Below are 8,832 nucleotides of genomic sequence, written 5' to 3' on the forward strand. Positions count from 1 at the left end.
AAAAAAACTCCCATTTAATCAACGGGAGTTTTCTTGGGATAAGCGGGTGGCACGGGATAAGGACATGACGCATGCTGAGCCAATATGACACATCAGCACATAATTTATTTAAGCCGATATGAAGTGGCGGAGGGACGCGAAGCCCCTCCATACTTTTTTTAGCCAATAAACACATTGATGTGGCACTGCAAAGCAAAGGAATGTCCTATCCCGCGACAGGACCCCTTTAATTGCAAAAAAACTCCCATTTAATCAACGGGAGTTTTCTTGGGATAAGCGGGTGGCACGGAATAGGACCCGTTCACTTTATCGGCTTAAGCATTTTTTCATAATCATCCACACAAAGGGGGCGGCTGAAATAATAGCCCTGCACCATATCGCAGCCCAGCTCCCTCAAAATATCCACCTGGAATTTTTCCTCGATACCCTCAGCCACCGTCTTAATCCCCAAATCCCTGGCCATCATCAGCATATACCGCACCACAGCCAGATCATGATCCGTCATATTGGTGGACATGGAATCAAAGAAGCTTTTATCAAACTTCAAAATATCCAAGGGAATACGATTCAGCAGGCCCAGGGAGGAGCAGCCGGTGCCAAAATCATCCATGGCAATCTTAAAGCCAAGGGCATGAATTTCATTGATAAAATCAATTACCACCCGTTCATCAGTCCCTGTGGAGCTTTCCAAAATCTCAAATTCAATAAGACTTTGGGGAATATCATACAAATAAAGCTTTTCCTTGACGAACAGCAAATAACCATGACCGTTCTGCATGGTGGGGCGCGTTACATTAACGGATATGGGGTGAATTTTCAACCCCTTGGAGCGCCATTCGCAAAGATTCTGGCACACCAAATCCATTACATGCATATCCAGACGCAAGGCATTGCCATCCTGTTCAAAGAGGGGAATAAATTTCCCTGGCGGCAAAAAGCCCAGCTCCGCACTGTTCCAGCGAATAAGGGCCTCTGCCCCGCCGTGTATGGCCTCTTCCCCGCCTATATAGTACTTAGGCTGATAGTATACCATAAATTCCCCGTGCTCGATGCCGATAAGGAATGCATCCTCAATTTTTTTGTTCTCAAATATCTCCTGACGCATGCTCTCGTCAAACAGATAAACCGTATTAATATTTTCCGTCTTCCCCCGTTTCCGGGCAATGTTGGCATTGTCGGCAAACCTGGCGGCTAATTCCCGGCACCGTTCATTTCTGGTGTCAGCCGTATAGCTGCGCAAATCATCGTGAACCTCCCTGACACTAATCAACATACCGCCGGCGGAAAAGGAAATCATATGATGGTAGATTCCCCCATTTAAATTACTTTGAATATCCTCATCATCCGTGGAAATCAGCTCCATGGACACATTATCCAGGATATTGCGGATCCGCTTATAATCACTGTCCCGATCAATACTTTTTAACAGCAGATAAAAAACATCATTGGTAATACGGTAGCAGTATTCACCGTCCCGAAGATTTTTGGCCAGCATCTCCGCCACCATACGAATTATCTTTGTCCCACAGGCAAACCCGAACACATCATTTACCGCCTTGAACTTATCAATATCCAGGGACACCATAAGATAATCCTGTTCGTTTTTTCCATCGGAAAGAAGGCGGATAAAATCCTGATTGTACCCTACCACACTGGACAGATGGGTAACTGTATCCTTTGCCTCCATCTCACGATTTTCGGCCATCATCTGGTATTCGGCATAAATGGAATATCCAGCCCCGATGACCACCAGCAAAAAAATGGCCACCAGGCCCTTATTAAAATAATTGGCAAGGGCCAGGGAGTCAGTCCTGGGCAAAACCGACATCAGCTGAAATTCCATATAATTACTCAGGGCAAACAGGCCAATACTGATAAGCACCGCCAACAAAATAATTATGTTCCTGCGCCGTTGATAATTATTATTCATAGGGAAGTCAGCCCTCCTTCTTTTTTCTTGCCAATGAAGCCATTATACCGAAAACACAAATCAGGGAAAAAATCCTGAATATTATCTTAATTGCCCCCAAAAGGGCATCATTATCTGCACCGGTTATGGACTGAACGGAATTAACATCCATAATTATGGTCACAATGGCCATGGAAAAGGCCTGACCAATAATGCGCATGGTAGCCAGCAGGGAGGAAGCCGTTCCATAATATTTGGGGACACAGGCCCCCAAGATTGCGTTATTATTGGGAGAAGAAAACAGGGCAAAGCCCACGCCGATAACCATCAGCAACAGGCCAACGGTTATCAGGGAGCTGTCACGCTGCAGCCAGGACAGGGCAAAGAGGCCCACGCTGTTGATGGCCATTCCCACCGAAGCCACCACTCCGGGATCAATTCTGTCAGACAAGGCCCCGGCCTTAGGTGATAGAGAAGCCATCATAAAAAACTGTAAAAGGATAATACCACCGGCCACCGGAGCACTAAGACCGCAGATGACCTGTAAATACATGGAAACCAAAAAGCTTATGGCAAAGGTGGAGGCATAATGGAGCATAGCCGCCAAATTACTGCAGGTAAAGACCCTGTTGCCCAGGAACATGTTCACATCGAGAATAGGGTATGGGGTATGACGCTCCACATAGATAAACATGGCCAGGGCGGCCAAGCCGGCCACAAACAGCCATGGGCCCAATGGGCCATCTGTAATTTTGGAAAATCCATACAGAATAAGGGGAGCCGTAATCATATAGCACAGGCTGCCCTTGAAGTCGAAGGGGGCTCCCCGGTCCCCATACCATTCCTCCTTGACCTGCAGCATGAATATAAGTCCGGCGGCTGCCACGGCACCCGTCAAAAAGAAAAACCACCGCCAACCCAGGTACTCACAGATAAGGCCCCCCAGGGCCGGTCCGCAGGTAAGCCCCACATAAACCGAGGCTGTCTGATAGCCCAGAATACGTCCCCGTTCCTTCTTGTCGAATACGGAAGCCAGCACAGCCATCCCGGGACCAAATACCATCGCCATCAAGCCCCCCTGCAGGAAGCGGATGTCCATAAGGAAATCCACTGACACAGAGAAGCCGGCAATAAATAGGGTAACGGAAAACAACACTATTCCAATCTTGTACAGGCGTTTGCGTCCCAAAATATCCGCCGCCTTACCCAGGGGCAGATTAAAAATAGCCGAACCAAACAAATAGGCCGCCGCCACCCAGCTAAGGTCCCCGGTCATGGCATTAAATTCCCGTCCAATGGAGGGCAGGGCCACGTTGATGCCGCTTCCCACCATAGCACCGATGAATGATGTTATCATAACTGCACACAAAATATTTTTCTGCAATCTATCATCCCCCGCAATTCACCTAATACAATTTTACAATAAAATGAATAAATATTCTATCATATCCCCATAATAAAATAGGCTGAAAACTGCAAAAATACAGTTTTCAGCCAAAAAAACATAAATTTTAATATATTAGGGTTAACCCACCTGAGCTGCGATGACTTCCACAGCCTTATCCAGAGCCGCCTGCAGCTGCTCCGGCTTCTTGCCGCCGGCCTGGGCCATATCCGGACGGCCGCCACCGCCGCCGCCGACTACAGCTGCCGCTTCCTTGATAATCTTCCCGGAATGGGCCCCCTTGGCCACAGCCTCCTTGGAGGACTTCACCACCAGGTTCACCTTATCACCGTGGACCGTACCAAGCACTACTACACCATTGTTCAGCTTCTCACAGGTCATATCCGCAATGCTGCGCAGATCATCCATATCAGCTGCCTCTACCTGAGCCGCAATGACACTTACATCACCTACGGTCTTAACGGAATCCGTCAATGCTGCCGCATCAGCCTTGGCCTTTTCGGCATTAATAGCATCCAGTTGCTTCTGCAACTCCTTGGCCTGGGCCGCCAGGGACTCAACATGGGATACCAGCTCATCCTCACGGCACTTCAATGCAGCAGCTGCATCAGATACCTGCTTAGCCTTGGTGTTGGCATATTCCAGTGCTGCACGACCAGTGATGGCCTCAATACGGCGTACACCAGCTGCCACACCAGTCTCGGACACAATCTTAAAGAGACCAATCTGTCCAACATTCTTTACATGGGAACCACCGCAAAGCTCCATAGAGAAGCCAGGAACACTTACAACACGAACCACGTCACCATACTTCTCGCCAAAGAGAGCCATAGCCCCCTTTTCCACAGCAGCATCCTTGGACATTTCCTCAATAACCACATCAGTGCCCTTAAGGATTTCATTGTTTACCAGCTCCTCCACATCAGCTAACTGCTGAGCGCTTACTGGCTCAAAGTTAGTGAAGTCAAAGCGGAGACGGTCACCATTTACCGAGGAACCAGCCTGATTAATCTGGTCACCAACAACCTTCTTCAGAGCAGCCTGAAGAAGATGGGTTGCAGTATGGTTACGGGCGGAGGAAAGCTTTTCCACCTTGTCCAGCTTAATCTGAACCTTGTCGCCAACCTTCAGCTGACCTTCCTCCACATAGGACTCATGGTAAATAGTGCCATCTGGCAGCTTCTTGGCATTTGTAGCCTTGATACGGCCCAATTCACTAACGAACAGACCAGTGTCACCCACCTGGCCGCCACCCTCTGCGTAGAATGGGGTAACAGACAGAATAATGCCTGCTTCCTCACCATCCTGGAGGGAATCAACCAATACGCCATCCTTCCAGATAGCCACAACCTCTGCCTCAGTAGCCTTTTCGTCGTGCTTTAAGGAAGCAGTGTCAATATTCTTCAAATCAGGAACGGCAAAGCGCTGATTTTCTGCACGGGCTGCCCGGGCGCGATCCCGCTGCTCCTGCATTTCCTTGTCAAAGCCTTCCTTGTCAAATTCCATACCATTTTCCTGAAGAATTTCCTCAGTAAGCTCCCAAGGGAAGCCAAAGGTATCATAGAGCTTGAAGCTCAGCTCACTGTCCAGAGCCTTCTTGCCGGCCTTCTTGGCATCAGCCATGTATCCATCCAGCAGCTCCAGGCCCTGCTCCAGGGTGGCGGAGAAGCGGTCCTCCTCCAGGGAAATAACCTTCTTGATGTAGTCCTGCTTCTGAGCCAGTGCCTCAAAATCACTGGCACCCTCATAAATCCTGCAAACGGCATCCACGGCCCCCTCCAGGAACTTATCCTTGATGCCCAGCATGCGGCCATGACGGATAGCCCGGCGAAGGATACGGCGCAATACATAGCCGCGGCCCTCATTGGAAGGCAAAATACCATCCATGATCATAATGCTCATGGAGCGGGCATGGTCAGCAATAACCTTCAGGGAAACATCCTTGTTGGCATCCTCACCGTATTTTACCCCGGAAACCTTGGAGGCATACTCAATAATCGGGAACAGCAAATCCGTCTCAAAATTGCTTGGTACCCCCTGAACGACGGAAGCAATACGCTCCAGGCCCATACCGGTATCAATATTCTTGTTTTCCAGATCGTTGTACTTGCCATCCTCAGTCCGGTCGAACTGGGTAAATACATTGTTCCATATTTCCAGATAACGGTCACAGTCACAGCCTACAGCACAGTCCGGGCTGCCGCAGCCCCGCTCCTCACCCAGGTCGAAATAAATCTCGGTATCCGGGCCGCATGGACCAGGGCCGATTTCCCAGAAGTTGTCCTCCATGGGAACAATGTGGGTTGGATCAAAGCCTGGCTGAGCCTCCCACAGCTTACGGGCCTCATCATCCTTTGGATAAATGGTCGCCCACAGCTTGTCCTTAGGCATTTCCAGAACCTCAGTCAAAAATTCCCAGGCCCAGGGAATAGCTTCCTTCTTGAAGTAATCGCCGAAGGAGAAATTGCCCAGCATCTCAAAATAGGTCTGATGGCGGGCGGTATGGCCTACATTTTCAATATCACCGGTACGCACACAGCGCTGGCTGGTGGTTATTCTGGTCCGAGGCGGCTTCACCTTGCCGGTAAAATATGCCTTAAAAGGTGCCATACCGGCACCAATCATTAACAATGTCGGATCATTTTCCGGAATAAGAGAAGCACTTGGCAGCCGCAAGTGACCCTTCTTTTCCGCAAAGAAAGTAAGATAAGCTTCTCTAAGCTCATTACCTGTCATTTTCTTCAAAACAATCTACCTCCAAGAATATGTAAATTAATAGTATTCACACTAACTTTAAAATTATACCATATTTATTGTTCAATATGAAGATTTACATAAAAATAACTGCTGTATAAAGCATATGTACAGCAGCTATTGATATTGTCACCATTTTAGTGAATATTTACCTAAGTCCTTGAAATTCCCCCATCTCGTATAACAAAGGCCACCGCGTGCTTCTTCATATATCTGGCAGCACTTGCTTCATCTCTTACGAAGACCCCCTTGTATTGATCGCCAAGCAATTCCTTAAGCTGGTTTAATTTTTCCGTGGACTCATTTATTACCAGTATGATGGGTTTGTCATCCCCCTTGGTCCTTTCCCCCCTTCGGGCCTCTGCCTCAATTTGCTCCTTGGTCCACAGCAAATTACCTGGAAGATACTTATCCAATATTTTCTCCAATTCTGGGTACATTACAGGCTTGGAAAGGTAATCCGTAAAGCCTCCCTTTATGTACCATTCCTTGGCCCCAACTATGGCATCCGCCGTAAGGGCTATCATCGGTGTTTTATCAGCTATGTGCTCCTGCTTAATAATGCGCAGGGTATCTGTCCCCGACATTGCCGGCATCATCTGATCGATGAATACCATATCGTAGGCAAATTCCCGCAGCAAATCAATACACTCCTGTCCCGACATGGCTGTGGTGATCCGCATTTTGGTATCGGCCATAAGATTTTTTATAACATCCAGATTCATTTCGTTGTCATCAACTATCAAAATACGGGCATCAGGTGCCACAATATGTGGTGTGAACACCTCCCCGGCTTCCTCGGAGGCCGCCAGCCGCTCCACATAATTCCCTATAGGAGTATCCTCCACAATTCCCTGAATAACGGTAACCGTAAAGGTGGAGCCCACCCCGTATTCACTCTCAACTGTAATATTGCCTCCCATCATCTCCACCAGCTGCTTGGTGATATTAAGTCCCAGACCGGTCCCCTCAATTTTTCTGTTCTGCACCTCATCCAACCGCTGGAAGGAGGTAAATAGGTTGTCCATGGCCTCCTTTTTTATGCCCATCCCTGTATCCTTTACGCTGTACCTCAGCATACTGGTACTGCGGTCAAAGAACATATTTATTGTTATGCCGCCTTCGCTGGTGTACTTAATGGCATTATTAACGATATTCAAAATAATCTGCCTTATTCTGATTTCGTCTCCCTTTAAAATGGAGGGTATATCAGGTGCCACATTCAGTTCATAGGTAAGGCCCTTGTCGTATGCCTTATTCCGTGTCATATTCACAATATCATTCAGAACCGAGGCAAATTCATATTCCACCAGCATGAGCTTCATCTTGCCGGATTCGATTTTCGTTAAATCCAAAATATCATTTATGATGGAAAGCAGGGTTCTGCCAGCACTTCTTATATCCGTTGCATATTTTCTGATTTTCTTGTCCTGGGTTTCACGAAGAATCATTTCATCCATACCGATAATGGCATTCATCGGGGTACGAATTTCATGGGACATATTGGCCAGGAAGTTGCTCTTGGCCCTGTTGGCCATATCCTTTGCCGCAATCTCTATGGTAGCCTTATTTAACTTGGTCATAAAGGACAAATGCTCCCTCATGGTGCTCATAAAGCTCTTATACAGAATACCGATTTCATCACTGCTCTTGATATTCAGCTTTTCCAGCTGGTGGATATTATTGGAGCAATCCTCTGCCGTCTCAAACTTAAACCCGTCGGCACAGCTGCTGATTTTATCCAGGGGCTCTGTTACCGCCTTACGGATAATATAAATATTCAGAGCCAGAATGGCGGCCATGATAATCCCCAGGATGAGCATCATTTGAACTATGAAATGCAAAAATTTGCTCTGCACATAATCCATGGAAAAATCCACACATAAACTGCAGGCATAGTTTCCGTCCCCATCAAAAACCGGCCTTACAAAGGAAAGCAGATATTCATTTTCCGTACTATGTATAGCATAAAATATAGGCTCCGTGCCGGTAATCATCTGGTGAATATTAGAAGCAAAGGGCTCATCCAAATAATAGGTATCACCAATCCAGTCAATGCTTTCCTGGGGCGGTGTGGGGGTATATTCCTCGTCCAGGTCAAATATTACCTTTCCCGCCGGTTTGCCCCCATCCTCATAGAGGCGGTACACGTACATATATTTTACATCAGGATAATTGGACTTTAGACTGTAGAAATATTTCAATATTTCATCGTACTCAGAATTACCATAGTTATTCTTCATATAGTAATCTATTTTATAGGGGTCCACAGCCTTCTCCATAAGGGTGGTAACACCTTCCGCCATTCTGGCATAATCTTCTACCATGTGGGTTTCAAAACGCACATGCACAATAAATATAGTAACTATAGCAATTGCAATATAGCTGACTATAAATACAAATGGCAGCCAGCGCGATATGGAGCTCGTCTTTGCTTTCATATTGCCCACCCCTTGCTAAAACTACTCAATAGTCGGCAAAATCCCCTTTATAACAGCCGCTGCTTCATCGTACAAGAAATCATCAACATATTCCCTGGCAGCCTTCAGCCTCTCCTGCTGGGTAATCCTAAATGGATAGCCTGCCAGCCTTTGTATCAACTCCTTGGACAGTTCATCGTCAAAATCCTCCAAGGCCTCCAATAATTCATCGCCCACCTTCTGAGCCTCCTCAGCAGATATTTCACCCACTGCTTTTACTGCCCCGGCCTTTTCCATTGGTGCCAATTTCTTTACAAGTCCTTCGTACCCCTCCATAAGACCAG

The 8,832-nt window shown here is 47.3% G+C and carries 5 protein-coding genes; all 5 read right to left on the minus strand.

From position 1 onward, the window contains the following. Positions 1 to 301 precede the first annotated feature (301 nt). Positions 302 to 1,930, minus strand: a complete 1,629-nt coding sequence (locus Q0Y54_RS09870) for a GGDEF domain-containing phosphodiesterase (RefSeq protein WP_297967068.1) — start codon at positions 1,928 to 1,930, stop codon at positions 302 to 304. 7 nt (positions 1,931 to 1,937) lie between these two features. Then, complete coding sequence (locus tag Q0Y54_RS09875; protein ID WP_297967070.1) at positions 1,938 to 3,266, minus strand: MFS transporter; 1,329 nt, start codon at positions 3,264 to 3,266, stop codon at positions 1,938 to 1,940. A 168-nt stretch (positions 3,267 to 3,434) separates the two neighbouring features. Beyond that, positions 3,435 to 6,050: an alanine--tRNA ligase gene (gene alaS, locus Q0Y54_RS09880; RefSeq protein ID WP_297967078.1), complete on the minus strand. Its 2,616-nt coding sequence runs from the start codon at positions 6,048 to 6,050 to the stop codon at positions 3,435 to 3,437. A 170-nt stretch (positions 6,051 to 6,220) separates the two neighbouring features. Then, on the minus strand, positions 6,221 to 8,509 hold the full coding sequence (locus Q0Y54_RS09885; protein ID WP_297967072.1) for an ATP-binding protein: 2,289 nt from the start codon (positions 8,507 to 8,509) through the stop codon (positions 6,221 to 6,223). A gap of 21 nt (positions 8,510 to 8,530) precedes the next feature. Next, the coding region (locus Q0Y54_RS09890) for a hypothetical protein (RefSeq protein WP_297967074.1) at positions 8,531 to 8,832 on the minus strand (302 nt) is incomplete at its 5' end.

This window comes from uncultured Anaerovibrio sp. (assembly GCF_947302755.1).
GTDB lineage: Bacteria > Bacillota > Negativicutes > Selenomonadales > Selenomonadaceae > Anaerovibrio.